The organism is Sorangium sp. So ce381 (assembly GCF_051473845.1).
Classification (GTDB): Bacteria; Myxococcota_A; Polyangia; order Polyangiales; family Polyangiaceae; genus Sorangium; species Sorangium atrum.
Genome location: NZ_CP150336.1, coordinates 4,099,216 through 4,121,343, shown reverse-complemented (window position 1 = coordinate 4,121,343; position 22,128 = coordinate 4,099,216). Strand labels below are relative to the sequence as shown.

Here is a 22,128-nt window from a genome sequence, read left to right as displayed (position 1 = left end):
CCCGATTACAGGAGCAACCGCGGAGCGCGCAGCGCAGCCCCGAGGCGCGCTTCGGGGCGACCGACGGGAGGTGACGGCCCTCACAGGCGCTCGTCATGGGCCGAGGCTCACGAGAGCCGGAGGAAGGCGGCCCCGATCTGGCGCTCAGCGTAATTTTGAAGGGAAGCCCAGGTGTGGACCTGGGCACAGCGTTCGCGGCAGGTGGTGGGGTAATTACCCCATTCGGCTTGAAACGACCCCACTTTTGTGGACGCAAACAACCCCACTATTCGGCCGTCGGGTCGGCAGGCGGATCCCCGAACAGGGACATCTGCACCGGCTTCCGGGGCTTCGGGCGCCAGGCGAACAGGTCGAGCTGGCGGGGCGGCTCCGCCGACGGCGCGGAGGGCTCGACGTGAGCCGGCGCGGCGACGGGCACAGGAGCGGGCGGAGGTGGCGCAGGGGCGACGGGTGGGCTCGGTGCGGCGCCGCCAGGCACCACGCGCAGGAAGCCACGGCCGCCGGGCAGCTCGCGGGCGGTCCCCTCTGGCTTGCGGGGAGCGAGCGGCTTCGCGCTCGGCGCTGGCGTCTCGGGCACGGAGAGCAGCGCGTCGAGCAGCTCCGGGAGCTCCCAGATGTGGCGCGTGACGCCGGCCGCCATCGCGGGCGTGACGCGCGTCGTCTTGACGATCAGGCACAGGTTGTAGTGCGTCAGGCCCAGGCTGACGGCCGCGCGGTGGTGCTCCGGGTCCTTGCTGAAGGCGAGCACCAAGCGCCTCATGCGCCCGATGTGGTGCCGCAGGGTGGCGTTGTTCCGCTCGACGTGCGCCGTCGTCGCGGCGTCGATGTTCGGGGCGCCGAACACCACGCGCTTGGTCAGGAACGGCTCGCGCGGAGGCTCGTAGCGGTGGTCGTCGTCGCGCTGCCCCTTCCTCGTGTAGTTCTTCTGGACCACAGAGAAATCTACGCCTGGACCGAAGCTCGCCCCGATCGCGCCCGGGTAGGCGGTGAATCCGTCGGAGGTGAGCGACGGCATGACGACGAGCCGCGCGCGCAGGTCCTTGATGAACGCGTCGGCGCTCGTCTCGTCCCGCTTGCCGACGTGCCACGTCACGACGTAGCGGCTCGGCATCGCGAGCGCCGTGAAGGTGTACGCCTCGCCAAGGCCGGCCGCGTGCTCCGCGGGCGTCACGCGCGACTGCTTCTTCTTCACGAAGGACCAGACTTCATCGCTCTCGATGAGCGAGAGCGAGAGATCGCGCGCCATGGTGTTGTGGAGGCTCTGCGCGGCGATGCCGACGCGGAGCGCGAAGCGGCGGATCGTCTTGCGCTCGACGCCCGTCATGCGCTCGACGGCGCGCTCGCTGTTGCCGTCCACCAGGGCCGCGAGCACGGCAAGCTGCCGCTCGCGTGGGAGCACGTTCGCCACGGGACCCTTGCCTCTCCCCAGGCACGGCCGTACCCTACGCGGTGCGATGGGCGCGAGGTGGGCGACTGCCTGGCGTTTCGCAGCCCCGTCTTGGTGCCAGCCGAGACGGGGCGCTTTCGTCTAAGGTCCTTCGATTATAGCGCTTTTGCCGTGGAAAACCGCTCGGAAGGGCGCGCGGTAGATGCCGACAGGACGGGGTATGTCATAGCCGAGGTGGCGCGATGAGCCGGAGGGCGCTGCCGAATGGGGAATGGTTGCAGGTCGTCAAGGCACGCGGGGCCGAGCCTGACAATCGACTCCCCGTGTACTGCCAACTGTCGGGCAAGGTCGTCGCCTACATGGAGGTCGAAGACGCAAGCGAGTGGTCGCCAATGACGAAGAACGGACTCGTTATTGGGTATCTTCGGATCTCAAGTCCGTCACGTCGCCAGCCATAATCTTTCTCCATGCCTGGCCACAGATCTCCGTGAACATGAGGCTCTGCAGATGATTGAGCTCCGAGTCGTCCTTGACTGGGAATGGGTCCGACATCTCAGCGTGAGAGCCAAATGCGTTTGTTTCGCCAGCGACGCCGACCACCCATGTGCCCGTTGCTCTAACGAATTTAATCGACACAGGAATAGCCAGTTCTATTGCGCTATAGACGGAGGAACCATGTCTCTTGGAGAATGTAAGCGACATGAGTACGGACCCGGTAACAACGCCTTCGTTGTCTACAGCAAATTCGTCGTTCACGGCCCTCGTGTTAGGGGTCGGCGTAACTTTGGCAAATGCATGCTTCCCGCCCCACATCATGCCGCCGACTAGTTTGCTAACGATGCTCTTTAGGATGGCGGCCGCCTTGTCTGGGTACCTGTTGTACTCAAACGCGATGGCCTGGAGATGTTCGTAATCCGTGTGGTGTGCCGTCATGACAGCTACGGATAACAGCCAGGTCATTCGCGCGACAGGATCCCAAGCGTTCAGCAACGGGCGTTCAGGATGTGTTTGGTCGTGGAGGAGGGCGAGATGACGGCGGGAAGAGGCGGGCTACTTGCGGAGGAAGTGCCGCTCCAGCACGTCGACGACGCGCAGAGCGCCGACGAGTTCCGCGAAGGCTTCGCGGTCGGCTCGGGTCTTGGCGGTCATGTGGAGGTCCATGACGGCGGCCCAGAGCTCGGCGCGGTTCCAGGGCACCACGCCGGGGTAGGCGTCGAAGATGCTCAGCTGCTCCACGACGTAGGTCAGGTCCTCCTCGGTGAGGACGCGGCGCTTCTCGGCTCGGTCGCTCATCGGCGCCACCTCTTCAGCCGCAGGGCCAGCGCCTCGCGGGCGATGCGGAGCCGCGATGCCGCGGTGCTCGGGTTCATCCGGCGCCGCTTCGCGTACGCGACGAGCGACTCCGGGCTGTCGACGGAGAGCAGGGCATCCCGTTGCCACGACGGCAGGCTGGCCATGGCGCCGAGCTCCTCACGCGCCTCGATCTGGGCGTGCATGTCGATGCCGACGGGCTCGTGCAGGAACCCGAGCGGCGACGGGTGGAGCACGGCGCGGCGCGCCCACGCGCTGTTGACGTAGTGCGAGGCGAGGCGCCAGGCGATCCCGTGGAGCCACTTCCTCAGCGCATCGCGCGGCTTGTCCTTCGGGTCGGGCCGGTAGAGCCCCCGACGGACGGCGTTCCAGGCGTTGAGCAACACCTCGGCTTCCACGTCGCGGCGGTCCCGCTTCGGGATGCCGGCGAGCGTCGCCATGACGATGTCGCGCTCCGCAAGGATCTCTGCCATCGTCGGCTTCTTCCTGGGGTGTCGCGCGGCAGGCTGGCTCGTCGCCCCCTTCCGCGGGCGCTTCACCCGCTCCTCCCGCACGTCGGGCAGCGGTCCGCGGCGGCGAGTCCGCCGAGGAGCTGCTCGACGGTGATGCCCGCCGCCTTCGCGGCGCGCTGCACGGTCCCGGGCGAGCCGTGGTCACGCCCGCGGGCGATGCCTTCAAGGCACGCGACGGAGACGTCCATGACCTCGGCGAGGCAGGACCACGACCCGTACGCGACGCGTAGGTTCTTCAGCGCTGCCCGGAGGCGCTTGCGCTGGGTGGGTGTGAGTGAGTTACAGGAGGCGGATCGGCGACGTCGGCGCGCGGGCGCACCTTCGCCTTGCCCGCCGTCGGGCGGGATCAAGTACAACTGCATCGTCGGACCTCGTTGACGCGGGGTTCGGCCACGCAGCCCGGTCGGTTGGCGCCGACGCGGGCTGCACTACTTCCGGCCGAACCTAGCCGCTCACGCGAGCCTCGGAGTCAAATGACCCCACTTTCGGTCAAATGACCCCACCACCTCGCGGCAATGTCGTGGGAAGATCGCGATCTTGCCGGCATGTCGAGCTCCGGCGCTCGGGCTGATCGCGATCTGGGCGAGCGCCTGATGACATGCATCGGCTCAGGTCACGTTCTCGACGGGACATCCGGGTTCAAGCGTCCTCCCAGATCGCGACCTGCCGGAACGCCGGCCGATGAGCGTCAGCTCAGGTCACGCTCTCGACGGCACGTCGATATCGACCGCTTTCCCAGATCGCGACCTGCCGGAACACCGGACGACGAGCGTCAAGTCAGGTCACGCTCTCGACGGCACGTCGATATCGGGCGCTCGCCCAGATCGGGACCTGTCCGAGCGCCGGACGGCGAGCGCTCGGATGGGTGGAGGGGTACTTCGGCCAAAGGTGGGGTCTCTTGAACCGCCAAGACGCCCCCAGACGCCGAAAGACGCCAAGATTTTTATGTTTTTCTTGGCGTCTTTTGGCGACTTGGCGGTTCCATCATCACGGCTTCGCGGAGCCCGACGCCGACCACGGCCCGCACGTCGGCAGGCCCACGGTCTTCTGGACGCACGCGGCCGTCACCGGCGACGTCACGACGGCCGCGATCTTTCCCGCGGCCACGTGCTCACACACGGCGGTCGGCAGCTGGATCCGCCCGTCGTCCTCCACCCGGAAGCCATCGGCGCTGCCGGCGTCGAGCGCCACAAGGCAACGGTCGGCGTCATCGCAGATCCCGTCGCCCGCGGCGGTCTCCAGCGCCACGTTGAGCGGGACCCCGGCCTCGCCAGCGATCGAGCACGCCGCGTCGACCTCCGCAGGCGCCGTGCCCTGGAAGCAGGCCGTCACGTCGAAGCAATCGCCGTCGCCGTCTCCATCGCCGCCGCCATAGACGTCCCCGGGCGCGTAGTCGGGGAGCGCGCCCGCATCGACCTCGCTCGACACACACGCCCCGGCGACGCAGGTCTGCCCTTCCGAGCAGTGCTTGTTCACCACGTCGCCGCTCTCGTCGATCTCGCCCGAGTCGTCGCAGAGGAAGTTGAGCGGCAGCGTCAGCAGCGCGACGCGGTTCTTCGGGACCCTCGTGACCGCCTCGCGCAGGACGCGCACCGCGCCGAGCTCGTCCCCGATGCGGGCGCTGACCTTGATCCGGATCGAGTCGCCGCCGCCGCTCGCGGAGAAGAAGCCGATCGTCGCCGGCAGGCGCGCGGCGGCGTCGGACTCGCCGAGCCGCTCGTAGGACGCCGAGAACTTGGGCGTGCCGCCCTCGAACACCTGCACCTGGAGGGCGCTGAAGTCGTCGGGCATGGCGAGATCCGTCGAGACGGCGAGCATGATCTCGTCCGGCGGAGAGCACCCACAGGCCGCGACAGCGACGAGCGCGGCGAGCGCCGCCCGGGCGACGGCGCTCATCGGCCACCTCCGAAGGGGATCGTGAACGTGGCGACGCCCTTCCGGGACAGGGCGACCGAGCCGGGCGACGTGCGGCCCTCGACCGGCGGCTCCGGCCCGAAGACCCCCGTGGCGACGAGGACCGCGCCCGCGGCCACCAGCACACCGCCGCCGATCCAGAGCCAGGTCTCGACGTTCCCTTGCTTGGGCTGCGGCACCAGCGTGACCTGCACGCGGCGCGTCTGGTCGTCCTGGATCATCACCTCGGACTGGTGCGACACCATCCCGGACGCCGTGACGCGGAGCGCGTGACCGCCGCTCGGCACGGGCCCGTCGTAGCCGCCGCGGCCGACCACGCGGCCGTCGATGGAGATGACCGCGTCCGGCGCCGCCGTGACGATGAGGCGCCCCTGGTGGACCTCCTTCTCCAGCGTGGCCGTGACCGTGACGTCACCGCCGCCCGTCACCTGCTGGGAGACCTCGACGTCCTTGAAGCCCTTCTTGGTCACCCGGATCTTCCGGGTGCCGACGTCGAGCAGCACGGGCTCGCTCAGCGGCGTCTGGCCGACCTCCTCGCCGTCGACGAAGACCGTGGCCCCCGCCTCGCTGGCCTTCAGATCGAGCCGGCTCACGTAGGCCTTCGTCGCCTCGATGAGCGCGGCGGCGTCCTTGCGATCCTGCTCCCCGAGCTGGGGGCCGGCGTCCCTGAGGAGCTTCTCGACCGTCCCGAGGAGGCGCGCGTAGCGCTTCAGGTTCTTCTGGCAGAGGGCGATGTTCCAGAGCAGCCGCGGGTCGCCGGAGAGCTCGAAGGAACGCTCGAACTTGATGATGGCGTTGCGGTAGTCGCCGTCGTTGAAGAGGATCCGCGCGGCCTCGTACTCGGCCTTCGCCTCGCCGGTGAGCGTCGCGGACAGCGGCCCCTGGACAGCAGGAGCGGCCGCGGCCGGCGCGCCAGCGGCAGGAGCGGGCTGCGCCGCCACCGGCGCCGGCTGCGCTCCCGCCGGCGCCGGCTTCGCCGCCGCAGGCGCCGGCTGCGCTCCCGCGGGCGCCGGCTGCGCTCCCGCGGGCGCGAGGGCCGTCAGCACGGCGCCGCCGAGCGCGACCGCGGCGCCGACGCGCAGGCTCCTGCTGCTCCACAGCGGGAGCCGTTCGCTTCCTGGCCAACTCATCTGGGCTTACCTTTGTCGTTCAGCACATCGAAGATGCTCCCCGGCTGCGCGGCGGTCGCGGTCGGCGCGGCGGTCGCGGCCGGCGCGGCCGAGGGCGCGGCGGTGGGCTTCGGCCGAGGCCCCGTGGCGACCGGCGTCGCGCTCGCCGGCGCCTTCGGCCCAGCGGTCGACAGCGGCGCAGCGGTGGCCACCGGCGCGGCGGTCGCCACCGGGGACACGGTCGCCGACGGCGCCGCGGTCGCCGGCGGCTGCGGCTCCGCGGTCACCTCCGGAGGTGCGACAGGAGGGGGAGCCGGCGTCGCGGGCGCGGAGGGCTCGGCGGAGGCGGTCGCCGCCACGGCCGACGGGTCGGCGGGAGGAGCGTCCGCGCCGCCATGGAACGTGACGAAGCGCAGGACCCCGCCGATCACCACGGCGGCGCCCACCACGGCCAGCGCGAGCACGACGCCGCTCCGCGAGCGCGCCCCGGGCGCGGCGCCCCCGGCCGCCCAGCCGGGCGCGGTGCCCGCCGGGCCTGCCGTGTGGCCGGCCGCGCCGCCCGCCGTCGCGCCGGCAGGCGGCGCCGCGCTGTGCCGCGCTGTCGCCGCGGGGACGCCGCTCGCGCGGTCCTGCGACGTCTGCCAGGCGGGCGGCGTGCTCATGCGCTCGCGCACGGAGCTCGCCCGGTCCCGGAACGAGACCGCGGGGACGAGCCCCAGCGTCCGCTCGATCCGCTCCAGCGAGGCCAGCGCGAGCGGAGGCCCGAAATCGACGATGGCGCCCGCGAGCTCGGCGACCGACTTGAAGCGCTTCGCGACGTCCCTCTCGAGGCAGCGCAGGATCGCCGCCTCGAGGCCCGGCGGCAGGTCGCGCCGGAACGTGGTCGGGGGCGGCGGCGGCTCGGTGTTGATCATCAGGATGAGCTCGGACAGCGAGCTCGCGTCGAAGGGGACACGCGCGGTGAGCAGCTGGTAGAGGATGGCGCCGAGCGACCAGATGTCCGCGCGCGCGTCGACCGAGCGCGCCGAGCGCATCTGCTCGGGCGCCATGTAGAGCGGCGAGCCGAGCACCATCGACGTCTTCGTCAGCCCGAGCTCCGGCTCGGCCCCGGCCGTCGACGGGTCCGCCAGCGCCTTGGAGATGCCGAAATCGAGCACCTTCACCATGCCGCTGCCGTCCGCCGCGCGCGTGAGGAAGAGGTTCGCCGGCTTGAGATCGCGGTGGATGATGCCGGCCGCGTGCGCCTCGGCGATGGCCTCGCAGGCCTCGAGCACGTAGCCCACGGCCTCCTCCAGCTCGAGCGGGCCGCTCCGCCGCAGCGTCTCCTGGAGGTCGCTGCCCTCCAGGTACTCCATCACCATGAACGGCGCGCCCGTGTCGAGCGTCCCGACGTCGAGCACGCGCGCGACGTGCTCGCTCTTCAGGCGCACCGCCGCGCGCGCCTCGCGCACGAAGCGCTCCACCATCTCGTCGTTGGCGCCGGGGTGGAGCAGCTTGATGGCGACCCGCTGGTGGAGCTGCTCGTGCAGCGCGGCGACGACGACGCCCATGCCCCCTTGCCCGAGGATGCGCTCGACCCGGTATTTTCCCGATAGAATTTGACCTTCGGTGACCGGTGAGCTCACGGACGCTCCTGCGCTGGGGCTGCCTTCAGGGCGCCACCACCGCCACGTTATTCAGGGGGCCACCTTATGCGATCCGACGCTCGCATCCAAGGCCATTGCCGCGTTACCTGCCGCGTCATCGGGAGTCATCGGGATCACGCCGCTTCCCTTGCCGCCAAGCGCGACTACCCTACGCGCCATGCCCCGCATCGCCAACGTCGAGCGCAAGACGCGCGAGACCGACATCCGCATCGAGATCGATCTCGACGGCCAGGGCCGCTCGGAGATCAAGACGCCGCTCCCCTTCCTCACGCACATGCTCGATCAGATCGCCCGCCACGGCCTGTTCGACCTCACCATCCACGCCGAGGGCGACGTCGAGATCGACGGCCACCACACGACCGAGGACTGCGGCATCACCCTGGGCACGGCCGTGCAGAAGGCGCTCGGCGACAAGGCGGGCATCGCCCGCTACGGCGAGGCGACGCTCCCCATGGATGAGGCGCTCGCGCAGTGCGCGCTGGACCTCTCCGGCAGGCCGTACTTCGTCTGGCGCGTGCCGCTGCCCAAGGCGAAGCTCGGCACCTGGGACGTCGAGCTGGCCCCTGTGTTCTTCGAGGGCTTCGCGCGCGGCGTCGGCGCGAACCTCCACGTCCGCCTCATCGAGGGGGACAACCTGCACCACATCGTCGAGATCTGCTTCAAGTCGTTCGCCAAGGCGCTGATGAAGGCGACCCGGATCGAGCCGCGCGTCGCCGGCATCCCGTCCACCAAGGGGAGCCTCTGAGCCATGCAAGCCATCGCGCTCGTCGATTTCGGGATGGGCAACCTGCGCTCCGTGGAGCGGGCGCTCCTCCAGGCCGCCGAGGACTCCGGCGCGCCGTGCGCGGTGACGCGCACGGGCGACCCGGAGATCATCGGCCGGGCCGACAAGGTGGTGGTGCCCGGCCAGGGCGCCTTCCGCGACTGCGCCGCGGCGCTGCAGAGCGGCATCGGCGAGGCGCTGCGCGCCCAGATCCGCAAGGGGACGCCCTACCTCGGCATCTGCCTCGGCATGCAGGCGCTCTTCGACGGGAGCGAGGAGGCGGAGGGCGCGCGCGGGCTCGGCGTGTTCCCCGGCACCGTCAAGCGCCTCACGCCTCAGCCGAGCGCGGCCGAGGCGGACGCGGTCGCCGGCCAGCCGTGGGTCGGGATCAAGATCCCCCACATGGGCTGGAACCGCATCGCGTTCGCGCGCGAGGTGGCGGGCCCGCTCGGCGTGTTCGCGGGCGAGCGCCCCTTCGTCTACTTCGTCCACAGCTACCACGCCGTCCCGCTCGACCCCGCGCTGGTCGCGGCGACGACGGAGCACGGCCCGCACCGCATCACCGCCGCGATCGAGCGGGACAACGTCACCGCGACGCAGTTCCACCCCGAGAAGAGCCAGGCCGCCGGCCTGCGCCTGCTCGCCCGCTTCCTCCACGGCTGACCGGCGCGCGTCAGTGCGGGCGCAGCAGGCGCTGGTGCACCTGCTTGACCTGCGCGAGCTTGAGGCGCGCCCCCCGGGGAAGCTCGGGCGCGCGCGCCGCGCCCGCGCCGCGCCGCGCCCGCGCCGGGCGTGAGGGGGGAATCGGAGAGGAGGACGAGGAGCGCCGCGCCGCCCTCACCCGCTGCGACCGCCGCGGGGCGAGCGGGAGATCGACGATGAACGCAGCGCCGCAGCCGAGCTCGCTCTCGACGCGGATCGCGCCGCCGTGCGCGCGCGCCGCGACGTGCGCGATGTACAGGCCGAGCCCCAGGCCGCCGAAGCGCTCCACCGGGACGGCCCGCTCGAAGCGCGCGAAGATCCGCTCGTGGTCCTCCCGGGCGATCCCCATGCCGTGGTCGCGCACGATGAGCCGCGCCCGCGCGCGCGTGGCGCGCACCTCGATCGCGATCGGCTTGCCCTCGCCGAAGGTGATCGCGTTCTTGATCAGGTGGAACGTCATGCGCTCGATCTGGGACCGGTCCCACCAGCCGATCACCGAGCCCTCGGCCGCGACCGAGATGGCGCCGCACGCGGCCGGCCGATGCGCGACCGCCGTCGCGACCACCTCGCGGATGAGCCCGACGAGATCGAGCGGCTGGCGGGCCGGGGCGCCGTGGGCCAGGCCGCCGTGCCTCGCCTGGAACATGTCGTCGCAGAGCCGGGCGAGGCGGCCGAGCTGACGGTCGAAGACGGCCAGCATCGCCGCCGCCCACGCCGGGGTCTTCTCGGGCTCCTGCTCGCTCATCCGCTTCGTCAGCTGGAGCTGCAGGAGGAGCGAGGTCACGGGCGTCCTGATCTCGTGCGCGGCGAGCACGAGGAAGTCCTCCCGGATCCGGGCGGTGTCGTCCCGGATCGGGACGGCGGGGATACGAGGGTCGAAGTCGTCCAAAAACGCGGTCATGGCAGAGCCTGCTGGGCGGTGTTGTGGAGTGCCCCCGCGCCGGCAAACGCATGGAGTGTGCCACCCCCGCTGGGCTCGCGGATTGGCACTTCCGGCGGCAGGAGAACGCCACGTCTGCCGAGCGGACGCGCGTCATGGCGTCGCATTGCGCCGTCCACTGCGCAAAACCCCGCGAGGCGAGCCGAGCCGCCTGGACCGTGAGCCAGGGGCAGCGCCTCGGGTCGCGCCGGAGCGCCGCCAGGCTGCAGCGGTACACGGGTAAGGGCGCACCCCTGCTTGCGGGCCAGGGTCCGCGGAGCAGCTTTGTCCGCATGCAACACCAGAGTGAAGAGCAACACCGGAGTGTGGAGCCGAGTGCCAAGGCTCAGGTCCGTGGGTCGATGAGCGAGCTGCACGCGCTCCTCAGGGAGTTCGACACTGCCATGCTCGTCACGATGACCCCGGAGGGGCTGATGCGCGGGCGGCCCATGGAGATCCAGGAGCCGGCCGAGCTGATGGATTGCGATCTCTGGTTCGTGACGGAGGACGAGGCGGCGAAGACAGGCGAGATCACCCGCGAGCACCATGTGGCGGTCTGCTGCTACAGGCCGCGGGACCGGGCGTACATCTCGATCTCGGCGCGCGCGACGGTCGAGAGGAACGAGGAGAAGATCCGGAGCCTCTGGAAGCCCTCGTGGAAGGCGTGGCTGCCGGCCGGCCCCACCCACCCTCACGCCGCCTTCCTGAAGCTCTACGTCGAGCGCGCCGAGTACTGGGAGCCCGAGGGCGGCCGGCTGCGGGTCCTCTACGAGAAGGCCAAGGCGCTCGTCCAGCGGAGATCGGCGGAAGACAAGCTGAACCCGCCGAAGCACATCTGAGCCGCGCCGCCCCTGCGGCGGCGATCGAGGTGGCGTGACCCGAGGCGAGATGGCCCCTGGGCTGGATGAACCCCGGATGGATCAGCCGGCTGTCGGCGTGGCGCCGGCCGCGCGCCGTGCGCGCTCCCCATCGGGGGTGCCGCCGCCCTCGAGCGCCGCGCAGATCTCGGCGAAGCTGTCGAAGGGGGTGTACGGTATCCCGTCGCGGGCGCAGAGCACGTCGAGGGCGCTGTCCCGCACCGCGAACACGTGATCGCAGCACCGCGCCGCGGGGTAGTCCAGCCGGCCGTCGCCGATGTAGACCGTGGAGGTCTCGCCGGTGGCCGCCTTCAGCTGATCGAGCACGCGGATCTTGAAGTCCTCGCCGGGCCCGAGCGGCACCGCCTCCGGCACGGTCACGCGCCAGCGCCCATCGAAGACGGCATCGAAGCAGGAGAACGCGGTGCCCGGCGGCAGGAACTCGCGGATGTAGAACGGCAGGCCGTGGCTGATCACGTGGAACACCCACGCCCGGTGGGCGCACAGGGCCAGGAGATCCTCGAAGCCCGACCGCAGCCCGGCGTGCGGGCGCAGCTCGGCCAGGAGCTCGGCGGCCGGGCGATCCACGTCGGCGTAGCCGCGGCGAAGGAGCTCGAACGGCGTGAGCTCCCCGCCGACGGCAGGCGCGAGCAGCACTTGCCGCCAGTCATAACGAAGGTGGGCGTCCCAGACCCGGTTCGTCAGGTCGTCGCGGGTGATGGTCCCGTCGAAGTCGCAAAGAATGAGCACGACCGCTGATTTGCACGCCGCCGCGCCGGACGCCACCGCCGCGCTGCCCTGACCTGCCCTCGCCACGGGATCGCCTTCCACGGCGAGGGTTGGCCGCCCCGTGCCGGGCCTCCGCGCAGGATCAGGCGCCGTCAGGTGCCGGTCGTGGCCGGGGCGCGACCGTCACAGCGCGACAGGGAACGGATTGCGCTCGTTGAAGCCGGCCTGGTGGAAGTAGGGATACGGCAGCTTCGTCTTGCTCGCAGCGTCCAGCTTCGCGATGTGCTCTGGCGCGAGGGTCCAGCCGACGGCCCCGAGGTTCTGCCGGAGCTGCTCCTCGTTGCGAGCGCCGATGATCACGTTCGCGACGCTCGGCCGCTGCAGCAGCCAGTTGAGCGCGATCTGCGGGACGGTCTTGCCCGTCTCCTTCGCCACCGCGTCGAGCGCGTCGACGACACCATAGAGGTACTCGTCGTCGATCTGCGGCCCCCCCTCGACAGACAGCTTGTTCCGGAGCCGGCTGACCTCCGGCAACGGCTGCCCGCGCCGGATCTTCCCCGTGAGCCGCCCCCAGCCCAGCGGGCTCCAGACCACCGCGCCGACCTTCTGATCGAGCGCCAGCGGCATCAGCTCCCACTCGTAGTCGCGCGCCACCAGCGAATAATACGCCTGGTGCGCCACGTACCGAGAGAGGCCATACTTCTCCGACACCGCGAGCGACTTCATCAGGTGCCAGCCGGAGAAATTCGAACAGCCGAGGTAGCGGATCTTCCCCGCTCGCACGAGATCGTCCAGCGTGCCGAGCGTCTCCTCGAGCGGCGTGACCGCGTCGAAGCCGTGCAGCTGAAAGAGATCGATATAATCCGTCTGCAGCCGGCGCAGGCTCCCCTCGATCGACCGGATCAGGTGATACCGCGACGAGCCGACGTCGTTGGGGCCCGGGCCGCTCCGGAACGTCGCCTTGGTGGAGATGATGACCTTGTCGCGCCTGCCCTTGATCGCATGGCCGAGGATCTCCTCGGCCATCCCGTCGGAGTAGATGTCGGCCGAGTCGAACATGTTCATCCCGGCCTCGAGCGAGACGTCGACCAGCCGAGTCGCCTCGGCCACGTCGCTCGCGCCCCACCCCCGGAAGAACTCGTTGGAGCCACCGAACGTCCCCGTCCCGAGACTCAGCACCGGTACCTTGAACCCTGACCCGCCGAGCTGTCTGAACTCCATGAATCGCCTCCGCGCCAAATGGGGACAACCTCTGAGCGCGGGGGAGCGGAGCGCCGGACACCAGGATCTCGCCCCCTTGCCGCGGTCGTGGACGGTTAGGAACTCCAAAGCGATCCGGAAGTCAAGCCCCGCCGCGTCCAGCACACGGCGGTGCAGGGCGCGCCGCGGCGGCCTGCCAGCACGGCCCGTCCGGCGCGAGGTCCCGGCGACGTGAGGAGGAGCCGGCGCCGCGGGAGGCGGCGTCACGGCCGCGCGCGTCTCGGCGAGCGCGAGCGCCGCGCTCCGCGATCACAGCCCGAGATCGAACCGGAACGCCCGCAGCGCCTCCGCGCTCGCAGAGCACCGGAGACGCTCGTCACGAGGCATCTGCCCGAGCGTGCGCGTGTGCCCGGCCGGGATGAACATCGGCTCCCAGTGGATGCCCTCGTCTCCCCGCCGCTCGCAGGCGATCTCGCCGAGGACGCTGCCCGTGTAGACACGGAGCGTCCGGCCGTCGCAATAACACACCTTCTGGACGACGTGCGCTGCGCGCGACTGCCCAGGAGGGATGAGGGAGCAAATCCGGTCCTGCAGCCGCTCCCAGAACGGCATCACGAGCGGGCCCGGAAAGCCGTTCAGGTGCTCGATGAAGAGCCCGCCGTGCTCGACGAAGAGCGGAACGAGGGAGAGCCGGTAGGCGGCGAGGGCCTCCTCGCGTACGACGGTGTCGAGATCCGACGAGAGGATCTGGGGCACGTCGAGCCGGAGGACGCGGAGCGGCGTCGGGGCGTCCTTCCATATATACGTCATGTCCGCGAGCTTGCGGTGGTTCGAGGAGACGAAATAGACCATGACCACCGCCCTCACCCGCCCAGCGAATCGAGCAAGTCCACAACGCTCTTCGTCTTGTCGTTCGGGTCGAGCTCGATGACGTCGATATGCCAGTCCTCGAGCAGCGCGGGCTGGACGAGCCCGGCGCCGAAGGTCGCCCAGTAGCCGCGGCGGTTCGACGCGCGCTTCGCGAGCTGCGGGCTGCCCTCGATGCGCATCTGCTCCATGCGGTACCAGATGTACCGGATGTCGACGTCGCCGAAGCTGTAGCCGAGGAAGAGGAAGCTGTTGCTGAGCAGATCGGCCCGCAGGCGCTGATCGGGCGCCGCCTCGAGCCGGAGGCGGCTGAAGTACTGGGATTCGGTGAGCACCACCGTCTCGGGCCAGTCGAGATCGCCATGGAACTTGATGACGTGGCACGCCCCCTGCGCCGGGCACCGCGCGAAGTCGTCGAACCTGGCGAGCGCCACGGCCTCCTTGCCCGCGTCCCGCAGCGCCTCCTCGATGTGGTGCTCGAAGTTGGTCGTGTAGATGGTCGAGAATTCGCGGCGCGCCAGGGCCTTGTGCTGGCACGAGCTCCTGCGCCGCTCGTCGACCTCCCGCGCGTGGAAGCGCGCGCGCATCTCGGCGATGAAGCTGTCGAGGCCGCCCGCGCACTCCCGGGCGAAGAAGCCGGCGAGCTGCGGGGGCAGGCCGTGCAGCTCGAAGAGCGCTGGCTCGAAGCCGAGCGCGGCGCCCATCCACCCCACCAGCTCCTTCCACATCGGGAGCTGGAGCGGGGCAGAGAAGCCCGCGCCCAGAAAGGGAATGAGGCGGCCTTCCCGGTACGCCTGTCGGAGCGGGATCGCCGCTTGCTCGAGCGTCAGTACAGCCATCTTCAGCGAGCGATGGTATCCGCCCGCCGACCTCGCGCAACCAGCGCCCGCCGGGCTGGAACGACTCGCCCCGAGCGGACGTCGGCCGGCGCGCAAGGACAGAAGCCGCGATGAGCCAGGACACACGCGGCAGAGCCCGGCGCTGCGGAGGAGGGCGCCGGTCGCACCTCGCTCCCCACGGCGGCAGAGCGGCGTCGAGCGGGCCCTCTCGCGAGCCGAAATGTCAGTAGAATCCTGCGCATGGCGATTCTTGGGACGGTGGCTCGGCGGCCGCTGCGCGCGGTGCGGTCCGCGCCGGTCGAGCGCCTCGGAGCGCGGCGCTGATGCAGATCGCGGCGGCTGGGGTGGCGATGTGGACGGGGGCATGCCTCGTGATCGGGGGCTGCACGGCGATCGTGGGTGTGGACAAGCCGTACCACCTGGCGGGCGGCGGAAGCGGCGGTGGGGACGTCGAGACGTGCACGCCGGACGAGGTGCGGTGCGCGCAGAACAGGCCGCAGACGTGCAACGAAGCCGGAGCGTGGCAGGACGAAGCCGAGTGCCCGGCGGAGGCGCCCTCGTGTGATGACGGGCGCTGCGCCGTCCCTCGGAGCTGCGAGAAGATGGACGCGATCTGCGGGCCGCGCGGAGACGAGGGCTGCTGCGGGAGCCCCGTGGTGCCCGGAGGCACGTTCGATCGGGGCGACGCCGAGCCGCGCCTGGCGACGGTGAGCGACTTCCGGCTGGATCGATTCGAGGTGACGGTGGGGCGGTTCCGGGCGTTCCTGTCGGAGTACCCGGCGAGCTGGCCGGCGGTGGGGGCAGGAGCGCACCCGAAGATTCCGGACAGCGGGTGGCGCGCTGCGTGGGACGCCAACCTGCCCGTGGACCGGGCGGCGCTGTCGGCGTCGCTGCACTGCGAGGATCCCTATTTTTCATGGACCGACGAGGTGGGCGAGCACGAGCTCCTGCCCGTGGCCTGCGTGAGCTGGTACGTCGCGTTCGCGTTCTGCGCGTGGGACGGCGGTCGGCTGCCCACGGCAGCGGAGCGGCGGTACGCGGCCGCCGGCGGGGACGAGCAGCGCACGTATCCATGGTCGGGCCCGGAGAGCGCCCCGGAGCCCGACGAGAGCTACGCGGTGTACGGGTGCGGCCTCGATGGGTCGTGCGAGATCGCGGACCTCCAGCCGGGCGGGTCGAGGTCGCCGCGGGGAGACGGGCGGTGGGGACAGGCGGACCTGGGGGGAAACGTGTGGGAGTGGGTGCTGGATTCGTTCGCGACGAACGACGCGCTCCCGCTCGACTGCGAGGATTGCGCCGTCATCACGCCCGACACGAACCACATGATCTGGGGCGGGGGCTGGCGCAGCGAGGAGGCTACATTGCTCACCTCGGCCTTCCAGGAGCGCTCGCCGGCCGGCCACTTCGCCGGCGCGGGGCTGCGGTGCGCGCGAGCGCGGTGATGCGCGCGGTCGCGCGGTCACGCGTCGCGGCCGCCGCTCCGCGCAGCGCGCGCCGTCCTTGGCGGGGTCCCGGGATCCTTGACGCGACAGCCGCCGCGCGCGACCCTCCCGCCGTGTCGGGCACGCTCGCGGACGGAACGATCTTCGCGCACCGCTATCGCGTGGCGCGCCTCCTCGCCGTGGGCGCGATGGGGTCCGTCTACGAGGTGGTGCACATCGAGACGAACCGCCGCCGGGCGCTGAAGGTGATGCACGCGTACCTCTTCCAGAGCGAGGAGATGCGCAGCCGCTTCAAGCGCGAGGCGCAGATCACGGCGGACATCGAGAGCGAGTACATCGTCGACGTCTTCGACGCGGGCATCGACGAGCCGACCGGCATGCCGTTCCTCGTGATGGAGCTGCTCCGCGGCGAGGAGCTCGGCCAGCGCCTCAAGCGCCTCGGCAGGCTGCCTCCCGGCGAGGTCGCGACGTACCTCCAGCAGACAGCGTCGGCCCTCGACCGGACCCACGCGGCGTCCATCATCCACCGGGATCTCAAGCCCGAGAACCTGTTCGTCACGCAGCGGGACGACGGGACGCCCCGCATGAAGATCCTCGATTTCGGCGTGGCGAAGCTGCTCGCCGAGGGCGGGACGGCGGCCGGCATCACGCGGAGCCTCGGGACGCCCATCTACATGGCGCCCGAGCAGTTCCGCACCGACACGAAGCTCACCAGCGCCGTGGACATCTACGCGCTCGGGATGATCGCGTACACGCTGCTCGTGGGGACGCCGTACTGGAGCCCGGAGGCGCTCAGCGCGAACGACGTGATCGCGTTCGCGCTCGTGGTCGTCCACGGGCCGCAGGAGCCGCCGGTCCACCGGGCGATGTCGCAGCGGGTGGTGCTGCCGCCGAGCTTCGATGGCTGGTTCGCCCGGGCCACGGCCGTCGATCCGGCGGCGCGGTTCCGCCTGGCGAGCGAGGCGGCGCAGGCGCTCTCCGAGCTGCTCGGCCTCGCGCCGGCCAGCAGCGGGCGTTCCCCCCGCCCGACCACGCCGCCCTGGGCCATGGCGAACCCCTCGGCGCACGCGCTCGCCACGCCGGCGCCCGCGATCAGCGCATCCGCGATCACCGCGCCCGCGATCACCGCGCCCGCGATGATGCCGCCGGTGGCGACGAGCATCGGCCCGATGGGGCCCGAGCACCCGTCTCGCGCTCCGGCCGCGCCCCTCGCGGCGACGATGGAGACGTCGGTGACGTCCGTCCCCTCGGGGAACATCGCACCGATAGCGCCGAACCGAGCCCCGCTCGTCGCCGCCGCGGTCGTCCTCGGGCTCGGGGTGCTTGGCGCAGGGACCTGGCTCCTGATCCGCGCCGGATCCCAGGCCGAGCCCGCGGCGGCCGCGCCGTCGGAGAGCCCTGCGCTGGACGCCGGCTCGTCGAGCGCCGCCGCCACCGCCGCGCCGAGCGCGACGACGCCGGCAGAGCCGTCGGCGCCGGCGCCCAGCGCCTCCGCGCCGGCGATCGCCGCGGCCCAGCCCGCGCCCAGCGCGAGCGCCAGCGCGGGGCCGGCCCCGCGCGGGGCGGCGGGCGCTGCCCCGAAGGCGACGCCGAGGCCCGCTTCGAGCGAGCGAAGAGGCTCCCCCGCTCGCCCCAAAGTCCCTTTGCTCGGACGAGATTGAGGCCGATGTCCGCCAGGCTGCCGGTCCGATCCTCGCCGACACCGCTCGACACCTTCTCTCGTGGATGCCCCAGAACATGACACGTCGCCTGCGCCGGTTGGCCCCTCTCGCTCTCGTCCTCTGGCCGCTCGCCGCCTCGACGCCCGCCGCGGCGCAGGACAGCGCGACCGCGGAAGCCCTGTTCAACCGGGGCCTCGCCGAGATGGAGGCAGGCCGGTACGAGGCGGGCTGCAACGCGATCGCCGAGAGCCACCGGATCGAGCCCAAGCCGGGGGCGCTCTTCACGCTGGCCATCTGCGAGTCGAGGTGGGGCCACGTCGCGACCGCGTTCGCGCACTTCGGGGAGTACCTCGCGCTCCACGAGCAGCTGACGCCGGAGCAGAAGCGCCGGCAAGGAGAGCGGCCCAAGGTCGCCAGGGAGGAGCGCGAGAAGCTGGCCCCGCTCGTGCCGGAGCTCGCGCTCTCCCTCCCGCCGGGGGCCCCCGCAGGGACGGTGGTGAAGCGCGACGGTCGCGCGGTGGACAGCGCCGCGCTCGGCGCGAGCGTGCCGGTGGATCCGGGAGAGCACGTCGTGTCGACGCAGGCGCCGGGAGGGCCTGTCCAGGAGACGCGGATCCACCTCGCTCACGGCGAGAAGAAGCGCGTCGAGCTGCAGGTGAGCGGCGCCGCGGCGCCGCCCGCCGACAGCAGCCCTCCGGGCCGGCGGGCGGCCGTGTACGTGGCCGGCGGCGTCGGCGTCGCGGGGCTCGTGCTCGGCGGGGTGACGGGCGCGCTCACGCTCGGCAAGAAGAGCGTCGTCCGCGAGCACTGCGGCAGCGGGATCGGCCTGAGCGACCCGACGGCCTGCGACCAGACGGGCCTGGACGCGGCGGAGAGCGCGAGCACCACCGGGCTCGTGAGCACGATCGGCTTCGGCGTGGGGCTGGCCGGGCTCGGGGCGGCGGCGATCCTCTACCTGACCGAGCCGACGCAGAGCGACATGACCGCCGGCGCGACGTCAAGGCGGATCCGTGCAGGGGTGCTCGCGGCAGGCCCGGAAGGGGTCGTGCTCGGGGCGAGCGGGTCGTGGTGACGCGGCGGCGCCGCGGACCTCCGCGGCCTTCGCCGCCTCTACCCGCCGGCGCAGAGGCGCGCTAGACCCGCCGCGTGCAGCTCATCCCCGCCATCGATCTCCTCGGAGGCCAGGCCGTGCGCCTCCATCAAGGGCGCTACGATCAGGTCACCGTCTACGACAAGGACCCGGCGGCGCTCGCCGCTCGCCTCCGCCGTGCCTGCGCTCGGCTGCACGTGGTCGACCTGGAAGGGGCCCGCGCCGGCCTGCCCGTCCAGGCCGACGCCGTCCGCGCCGTCATCGCGGCCTTCGGCGTGGAGGGCGGCAGCGTGCAGGTGGGCGGCGGCATCCGCTCCGCGGCCGCGGCCGAGAGCTACCTCGCGCTGGGCGCCGATCGCATCGTGCTCGGGACCGCCGCTGTGAACGATCCCGCGCTCGTGCGCGACCTCGCCGGCCGCTTCCCGGGGCGCGTGGTGGTCGCCGTCGACGCCAAGGACGGGCGCGTGGCCGTGCAGGGCTGGGAGCAGGTCTCCTCCGTCACCGCCCTCGACGTCGCCCGCGCGCTCGCCGGCGCCCCGGTCGCGGCGCTCCTCTACACCGACGTGTCCCGCGACGGCACGCAGGTGGGCCCCAACCTGGAAGCCACCCGTGAGCTCGCCGCCTCCTGCGGCTTCCCCGTCCTGGCCTCCGGCGGAGTCGGAGCGCTCGCTCACCTGCGCGCGCTCGCCCAGATCCCCGGCGTCAGCGGCGTCATCGTGGGCCGCGCGCTCTACGAGGGGGCCTTCACGCTCGCCGAGGCGATCGAGGCGGCGAGCGCCTGACGGCGTGTGTGCGTTTTCGTGTACGATCCATCCGACGATGCACGAGCGCGACGACCCACGGCCCTCCACACGCGAAGTCGCGGCGGAGGAGTTCCTGTTCCACCTGCACCGGGGCAGCGAGCTCCTGCAGGACAACCGGGTCCACGCCGCGAAGGCGGAGCTCGAGCGCGCGCTGTCGCTCCAGCCGAGCGATCCCAAGGGGCAAGACCTGCTCGGGATCGTCTACTTCCGGCTGGGGCTCTACCCGCGGGCGATCGCGATCTATGAGCGGCTGATCCAGGCCCACCCGGAGGCGGTCGAGCCGCGCATCAACCTCGCGCTCTCGTACCTCAAGACCGGACAGCCGGCGCAGGCGCGGTCCGAGCTCGAGAAGGCGCTCGAGCAGAACCCGAAGCACCAGCGCGCGTGGGGCTACCTGGGGCTCGCGTTCCAGCGCATGGGCGACTACGAGCGCGCGAGCCACGCGTTCGCGGCGGGCGGCCACGACGCGATGGCGCGCCGCCTGCTCGACATGACGAGCGGCGCCACGGGCCGCTACTCGATGGAGCCGCCCGACACCGAGGATCAGCCGCCGATCGAGGCCAAGGCCGAGGTGCAGCGCGCCGCAGGCGAGGCGGTGCAGGCGCTCGATCGCGCGGGCGCGGGCTTCCGGCACGACTCGGATCTGCCGCGCATCCCGTCGGGGACATGGTCGGCCATCGAGCCTGGCCGCGAGATGATGCCGACCATCCCGGCGCCGCCGTCGTTCAAGAGCCTCGGGGCGGACCGCGCGGGAGGCGCGACGAGCGCGCCCGGCGCGAGCAGGGCTCCCGGTCCGAGGGTCGGCGCGGCGCCGACGGTCCCGTCGATGCCCGCCGTGCAGGCGCCGCCCGGAGGGAGCGTGGCCCCGACCGTGCGCCGCAGCACGATGGCGCCCGAGGAGCCCTCCGCGACGGGCCGCTTCGCGATCGCCGTCCCCGCGGCGGCGGACGCGGCGGCGGCGAGCAGGAAGGCGGCGGGGCGACCGTCGTCGTCCTCGCTGCCGCCTCCCACGGCGGCGCCCGCCGCGCCGCCGCCGGCCGCGACGCCGTCGGCGGCGCAGCCGCTGGAGACGCTCTCGGCGCTCGCGCGCGAGCGGCTGCTCGTCTTCCCGCGCGAGGCCGCGGTCACGCGGCACCCGACCGGCGTCGTGCTCGTGCAGGCAGCGAAGGGCTTCGTCGCCCGGCTCGACGCGCTGCGCACGATGAGCGTGCACTCCGGGACCGCCACGCACGTGCTGAAGCGGCAGGCGCGCGGGCGCATCTTCGACGAGCCGCTCGGCGGGCCGAGCACGCCCTTCGTCGAGATCGGCGGGCGCTGCGAGCTCGTGCTCGGCGCGCCGGAGGGGCGGCGGCTCCACCCGGTGACGCTCGGGGAAGAGCCGATCTACCTGCGCGAGGACGTCCTCGTCGGCTTCGATCTGCCGATCGGCTACGAGAACGGCCGCCTGCCGGCCGGCGAGGGCGAGGCGGTCGCGATGGTGCAGCTCCGCGGCCGCGGCCACATGGTCCTGTCGATCCCCGAGCGCGCCGCAGCGCTGGAGATCACCCCGTCGCGGCCGACGTCGACGCGCGCGACCGCGGTGCTCGGGTGGATGGGCCGGCTCCTGCCGCGCACGCTTCCTGCCTCCGAGGCGCCTGGAGGGATGCAGGGCTTCGTGACGTTCGGCGGAGAGGGGATGGTCCTCGTCGATGGTCGCTAGCGCGGGCACGTCCCTGCGGGGCATCAAGGCGCAGCGGCGGCGCACGCTCTGGGAAGACGCGCGGAACCTCCCGAACCTGCTCACGTTCGCCCGGATCCTCATGATCCCGGCCGTCCTCTTGCTGCTGTCGAGGGGCGCGCCGCGCGACTGCTTCTGGGCCGCGGGCGTCTACTCGCTCGCGGCGATCACGGACATGCTCGACGGCTACCTGGCGCGGCGGCAGGGCCTCGTGAGCGTGCTCGGCAAGTTCCTCGATCCGCTCGCCGACAAGCTCATCGTCGCCGCCACGCTCGTGTGGCTCGTGCCGATGGGCCGGATCCCGGCGTGGGCGGTGGTGCTGCTCATCTCGCGCGAGATCACGATCACGGCGCTCCGCTCGATCGCCTCGACCGAGGGGCTCGTCATCGCGGCGGGCGACGGCGGGAAGATCAAGACAGCGCTGCAGATGATCGGGATCGTCTGCCTGATCCTCGGCTACCCGTACCACATCCACCTCGGCGTCGACTTCGGAGAGGTCGACGTGGTGCACGTCGGACGGCTGCTCATCTATCTATCGCTCGTCTTCTCGATCACGAGCGCCGCGCAGTACATGGGCCTGTTCATCGACGCCATCGACGCCAAGAACCGGCCTACCCCTCCGCAGTAGATGGGCAATAGGCAAGCCCGCGTGGTTCTGCT

The 22,128-nt window shown here is 71.7% G+C and carries 22 protein-coding genes; 9 read left to right on the top strand and 13 right to left on the bottom strand.

Going from position 1 to position 22,128, the window contains the following annotated elements:
- Nucleotides 1-265: 265 nt before the first annotated feature.
- The 8 genes from WMF29_RS15675 to WMF29_RS15640 form a co-directional block, all read right to left on the bottom strand.
- Nucleotides 266-1,408, bottom strand: coding sequence for an IS1 family transposase (locus WMF29_RS15675; protein ID WP_437329602.1), 1,143 nt, complete (start codon nucleotides 1,406-1,408; stop codon nucleotides 266-268).
- Between the two features lie 390 nt (nucleotides 1,409-1,798).
- Nucleotides 1,799-2,320 (bottom strand): hypothetical protein, encoded by a 522-nt coding sequence (locus WMF29_RS15670; RefSeq protein ID WP_437329601.1) that lies wholly within the window; start codon nucleotides 2,318-2,320, stop codon nucleotides 1,799-1,801.
- Nucleotides 2,321-2,437: 117 nt separating this feature from the next.
- Nucleotides 2,438-2,680, bottom strand: a complete 243-nt coding sequence (locus WMF29_RS15665) for a hypothetical protein (protein WP_437329600.1) — start codon at nucleotides 2,678-2,680, stop codon at nucleotides 2,438-2,440.
- Entirely contained in the window at nucleotides 2,677-3,237 is a 561-nt protein-coding gene (locus WMF29_RS15660) for a sigma-70 family RNA polymerase sigma factor (protein ID WP_437329599.1), read from the bottom strand. Before WMF29_RS15660 ends, WMF29_RS15665 begins: the two co-directional genes overlap by 4 nt.
- Nucleotides 3,234-3,572, bottom strand: coding sequence for a transcriptional regulator (locus WMF29_RS15655; protein WP_437329598.1), 339 nt, complete (start codon nucleotides 3,570-3,572; stop codon nucleotides 3,234-3,236). Before WMF29_RS15655 ends, WMF29_RS15660 begins: the two co-directional genes overlap by 4 nt.
- 625 nt (nucleotides 3,573-4,197) lie before the next feature.
- Nucleotides 4,198-5,106 (bottom strand): hypothetical protein, encoded by a 909-nt coding sequence (locus WMF29_RS15650; RefSeq protein WP_437329597.1) that lies wholly within the window; start codon nucleotides 5,104-5,106, stop codon nucleotides 4,198-4,200.
- Nucleotides 5,103-6,254 (bottom strand): PEGA domain-containing protein, encoded by a 1,152-nt coding sequence (locus tag WMF29_RS15645; RefSeq protein ID WP_437329596.1) that lies wholly within the window; start codon nucleotides 6,252-6,254, stop codon nucleotides 5,103-5,105. Before WMF29_RS15645 ends, WMF29_RS15650 begins: the two co-directional genes overlap by 4 nt.
- Nucleotides 6,251-7,858 carry a serine/threonine-protein kinase gene (locus tag WMF29_RS15640; RefSeq protein WP_437329595.1) on the bottom strand — a complete coding sequence of 536 codons (1,608 nt, stop codon included), beginning with the start codon at nucleotides 7,856-7,858 and terminating at the stop codon, nucleotides 6,251-6,253. The genes WMF29_RS15645 and WMF29_RS15640 overlap by 4 nt, the downstream gene beginning before the upstream one ends.
- Before the next feature lie 178 nt (nucleotides 7,859-8,036).
- Here WMF29_RS15640 and hisB point away from each other — a divergent pair, with 178 nt between their 5' ends.
- Complete coding sequence (gene hisB / locus WMF29_RS15635) at nucleotides 8,037-8,624, top strand: imidazoleglycerol-phosphate dehydratase HisB (RefSeq protein WP_044964903.1); 588 nt, start codon at nucleotides 8,037-8,039, stop codon at nucleotides 8,622-8,624.
- 3 nt (nucleotides 8,625-8,627) lie between these two features.
- Nucleotides 8,628-9,305, top strand: coding sequence for an imidazole glycerol phosphate synthase subunit HisH (gene hisH, locus WMF29_RS15630; RefSeq protein WP_437329594.1), 678 nt, complete (start codon nucleotides 8,628-8,630; stop codon nucleotides 9,303-9,305).
- 10 nt (nucleotides 9,306-9,315) lie between these two features.
- Here hisH and WMF29_RS15625 read toward each other — a convergent pair whose 3' ends face one another.
- Entirely contained in the window at nucleotides 9,316-10,245 is a 930-nt protein-coding gene (locus WMF29_RS15625) for a sensor histidine kinase (protein WP_437329593.1), read from the bottom strand.
- A 380-nt stretch (nucleotides 10,246-10,625) separates the two neighbouring features.
- Between WMF29_RS15625 and WMF29_RS15620 the strand changes: the two genes are divergently transcribed.
- Nucleotides 10,626-11,102, top strand: a complete 477-nt coding sequence (locus WMF29_RS15620) for a pyridoxamine 5'-phosphate oxidase family protein (protein WP_437329592.1) — start codon at nucleotides 10,626-10,628, stop codon at nucleotides 11,100-11,102.
- A gap of 81 nt (nucleotides 11,103-11,183) precedes the next feature.
- On the opposite strand, the gene WMF29_RS15615 is transcribed toward WMF29_RS15620, so the two are convergent.
- The 4 genes from WMF29_RS15615 to WMF29_RS15600 all read right to left on the bottom strand — a co-directional run bounded on the left by WMF29_RS15615 (nucleotide 11,184) and on the right by WMF29_RS15600 (nucleotide 14,755).
- Nucleotides 11,184-11,936 (bottom strand): HAD-IB family phosphatase, encoded by a 753-nt coding sequence (locus tag WMF29_RS15615; protein WP_437329591.1) that lies wholly within the window; start codon nucleotides 11,934-11,936, stop codon nucleotides 11,184-11,186.
- Between the two features lie 96 nt (nucleotides 11,937-12,032).
- Nucleotides 12,033-13,070, bottom strand: a complete 1,038-nt coding sequence (locus tag WMF29_RS15610) for an aldo/keto reductase (protein WP_437329590.1) — start codon at nucleotides 13,068-13,070, stop codon at nucleotides 12,033-12,035.
- 288 nt (nucleotides 13,071-13,358) lie between these two features.
- Nucleotides 13,359-13,901 (bottom strand): non-canonical purine NTP pyrophosphatase, encoded by a 543-nt coding sequence (locus WMF29_RS15605; protein WP_272098028.1) that lies wholly within the window; start codon nucleotides 13,899-13,901, stop codon nucleotides 13,359-13,361.
- Nucleotides 13,902-13,912: 11 nt separating this feature from the next.
- On the bottom strand, nucleotides 13,913-14,755 hold the full coding sequence (locus WMF29_RS15600) for an SIR2 family NAD-dependent protein deacylase (RefSeq protein ID WP_437329589.1): 843 nt from the start codon (nucleotides 14,753-14,755) through the stop codon (nucleotides 13,913-13,915).
- Between the two features lie 323 nt (nucleotides 14,756-15,078).
- Here WMF29_RS15600 and WMF29_RS15595 point away from each other — a divergent pair, with 323 nt between their 5' ends.
- From WMF29_RS15595 to pgsA, 6 genes are all read left to right on the top strand, one after another.
- The gene (locus WMF29_RS15595) at nucleotides 15,079-16,197 is read left to right on the top strand and encodes a formylglycine-generating enzyme family protein (RefSeq protein ID WP_437329588.1); all 1,119 of its coding nucleotides are present in this window, start codon (nucleotides 15,079-15,081) and stop codon (nucleotides 16,195-16,197) included.
- A gap of 113 nt (nucleotides 16,198-16,310) precedes the next feature.
- The gene (locus tag WMF29_RS15590; protein ID WP_437329587.1) at nucleotides 16,311-17,858 is read left to right on the top strand and encodes a protein kinase domain-containing protein; all 1,548 of its coding nucleotides are present in this window, start codon (nucleotides 16,311-16,313) and stop codon (nucleotides 17,856-17,858) included.
- Between the two features lie 76 nt (nucleotides 17,859-17,934).
- The gene (locus WMF29_RS15585; RefSeq protein WP_437329586.1) at nucleotides 17,935-18,930 is read left to right on the top strand and encodes a hypothetical protein; all 996 of its coding nucleotides are present in this window, start codon (nucleotides 17,935-17,937) and stop codon (nucleotides 18,928-18,930) included.
- Nucleotides 18,931-19,004: 74 nt separating this feature from the next.
- Nucleotides 19,005-19,730: a 1-(5-phosphoribosyl)-5-[(5-phosphoribosylamino)methylideneamino]imidazole-4-carboxamide isomerase gene (gene hisA, locus WMF29_RS15580; RefSeq protein WP_437329585.1), complete on the top strand. Its 726-nt coding sequence runs from the start codon at nucleotides 19,005-19,007 to the stop codon at nucleotides 19,728-19,730.
- A 37-nt stretch (nucleotides 19,731-19,767) separates the two neighbouring features.
- On the top strand, nucleotides 19,768-21,450 hold the full coding sequence (locus WMF29_RS15575; RefSeq protein ID WP_437329584.1) for a tetratricopeptide repeat protein: 1,683 nt from the start codon (nucleotides 19,768-19,770) through the stop codon (nucleotides 21,448-21,450).
- Complete coding sequence (gene pgsA, locus WMF29_RS15570; RefSeq protein WP_437299845.1) at nucleotides 21,440-22,096, top strand: CDP-diacylglycerol--glycerol-3-phosphate 3-phosphatidyltransferase; 657 nt, start codon at nucleotides 21,440-21,442, stop codon at nucleotides 22,094-22,096. The genes WMF29_RS15575 and pgsA overlap by 11 nt, the downstream gene beginning before the upstream one ends.
- The last annotated feature ends 32 nt before the right edge of the window (nucleotides 22,097-22,128 follow it).

Bases quoted from the DNA above. Each gene is read 5' to 3' on its own strand.
- WMF29_RS15670 (WP_437329601.1), bottom strand. From the start codon at position 2,320: ATGACGGCACACCACACGGATTACGAACATCTCCAGGCCATCGCGTTT.
- WMF29_RS15665 (WP_437329600.1), bottom strand. From the start codon at position 2,680: ATGAGCGACCGAGCCGAGAAGCGCCGCGTCCTCACCGAGGAGGACCTG.
- WMF29_RS15655 (WP_437329598.1), bottom strand. From the start codon at position 3,572: ATGCAGTTGTACTTGATCCCGCCCGACGGCGGGCAAGGCGAAGGTGCG.
- WMF29_RS15650 (WP_437329597.1), bottom strand. From the start codon at position 5,106: ATGAGCGCCGTCGCCCGGGCGGCGCTCGCCGCGCTCGTCGCTGTCGCG.
- WMF29_RS15645 (WP_437329596.1), bottom strand. From the start codon at position 6,254: ATGAGTTGGCCAGGAAGCGAACGGCTCCCGCTGTGGAGCAGCAGGAGC.
- hisB (WP_044964903.1), top strand. From the start codon at position 8,037: ATGCCCCGCATCGCCAACGTCGAGCGCAAGACGCGCGAGACCGACATC.
- hisH (WP_437329594.1), top strand. From the start codon at position 8,628: ATGCAAGCCATCGCGCTCGTCGATTTCGGGATGGGCAACCTGCGCTCC.
- WMF29_RS15625 (WP_437329593.1), bottom strand. From the start codon at position 10,245: ATGACCGCGTTTTTGGACGACTTCGACCCTCGTATCCCCGCCGTCCCG.
- WMF29_RS15620 (WP_437329592.1), top strand. From the start codon at position 10,626: ATGAGCGAGCTGCACGCGCTCCTCAGGGAGTTCGACACTGCCATGCTC.
- WMF29_RS15610 (WP_437329590.1), bottom strand. From the start codon at position 13,070: ATGGAGTTCAGACAGCTCGGCGGGTCAGGGTTCAAGGTACCGGTGCTG.
- WMF29_RS15605 (WP_272098028.1), bottom strand. From the start codon at position 13,901: ATGGTCTATTTCGTCTCCTCGAACCACCGCAAGCTCGCGGACATGACG.
- WMF29_RS15600 (WP_437329589.1), bottom strand. From the start codon at position 14,755: ATGGCTGTACTGACGCTCGAGCAAGCGGCGATCCCGCTCCGACAGGCG.
- WMF29_RS15595 (WP_437329588.1), top strand. From the start codon at position 15,079: ATGCAGATCGCGGCGGCTGGGGTGGCGATGTGGACGGGGGCATGCCTC.
- WMF29_RS15585 (WP_437329586.1), top strand. From the start codon at position 17,935: ATGACACGTCGCCTGCGCCGGTTGGCCCCTCTCGCTCTCGTCCTCTGG.
- WMF29_RS15575 (WP_437329584.1), top strand. From the start codon at position 19,768: ATGCACGAGCGCGACGACCCACGGCCCTCCACACGCGAAGTCGCGGCG.
- pgsA (WP_437299845.1), top strand. From the start codon at position 21,440: ATGGTCGCTAGCGCGGGCACGTCCCTGCGGGGCATCAAGGCGCAGCGG.